The 1,121-nt window shown below is 61.9% G+C and carries 1 protein-coding gene; it reads right to left on the bottom strand.

Annotated elements, in window-relative coordinates:
• Window positions 1–202 precede the first annotated feature (202 nt).
• Window positions 203–1,121 (bottom strand): class 1 integron integrase IntI1 (gene intI1 / locus ACJBF3_RS26010; RefSeq protein ID WP_025766410.1); only part of this gene is annotated, 919 nt, incomplete at its 5' end.

Genomic DNA, 1,121 nt, shown 5'->3' with positions numbered 1-1,121 from the left:
TGTCGTTTTCAGAAGACGGCTGCACTGAACGTCAGAAGCCGACTGCACTATAGCAGCGGAGGGGTTGGATCCATCAGGCAACGACGGGCTGCTGCCGGCCATCAGCGGACGCAGGGAGGACTTTCCGCAACCGGCCGTTCGATGCGGCACCGATGGCCTTCGCGCAGGGGTAGTGAATCCGCCAGGATTGACTTGCGCTGCCCTACCTCTCACTAGTGAGGGGCGGCAGCGCATCAAGCGGTGAGCGCACTCCGGCACCGCCAACTTTCAGCACATGCGTGTAAATCATCGTCGTAGAGACGTCGGAATGGCCGAGCAGATCCTGCACGGTTCGAATGTCGTAACCGCTGCGGAGCAAGGCCGTCGCGAACGAGTGGCGGAGGGTGTGCGGTGTGGCGGGCTTCGTGATGCCTGCTTGTTCTACGGCACGTTTGAAGGCGCGCTGAAAGGTCTGGTCATACATGTGATGGCGACGCACGACACCGCTCCGTGGATCGGTCGAATGCGTGTGCTGCGCAAAAACCCAGAACCACGGCCAGGAATGCCCGGCGCGCGGATACTTCCGCTCAAGGGCGTCGGGAAGCGCAACGCCGCTGCGGCCCTCGGCCTGGTCCTTCAGCCACCATGCCCGTGCACGCGACAGCTGCTCGCGCAGGCTGGGTGCCAAGCTCTCGGGTAACATCAAGGCCCGATCCTTGGAGCCCTTGCCCTCCCGCACGATGATCGTGCCGTGATCGAAATCCAGATCCTTGACCCGCAGTTGCAAACCCTCACTGATCCGCATGCCCGTTCCATACAGAAGCTGGGCGAACAAACGATGCTCGCCTTCCAGAAAACCGAGGATGCGAACCACTTCATCCGGGGTCAGCACCACCGGCAAGCGCCGCGACGGCCGAGGTCTTCCGATCTCCTGAAGCCAGGGCAGATCCGTGCACAGCACCTTGCCGTAGAAGAACAGCAAGGCCGCCAATGCCTGACGATGCGTGGAGACCGAAACCTTGCGCTCGTTCGCCAGCCAGGACAGAAATGCCTCGACTTCGCTGCTGCCCAAGGTTGCCGGGTGACGCACACCGTGGAAACGGATGAAGGCACGAACCCAGTGGACATAAGCCTGTTCGGTT

The sequence above is a fragment of the Enterobacter sp. PP-008-ECC_S150 genome, assembly GCF_045257065.1.
GTDB classification, from domain to species: Bacteria; Pseudomonadota; Gammaproteobacteria; order Enterobacterales; family Enterobacteriaceae; genus Enterobacter; species Enterobacter chengduensis.
The sequence above is the reverse complement of the archived record's forward strand: the minus strand, read 5'-3'. Positions and strand labels throughout refer to the sequence as shown.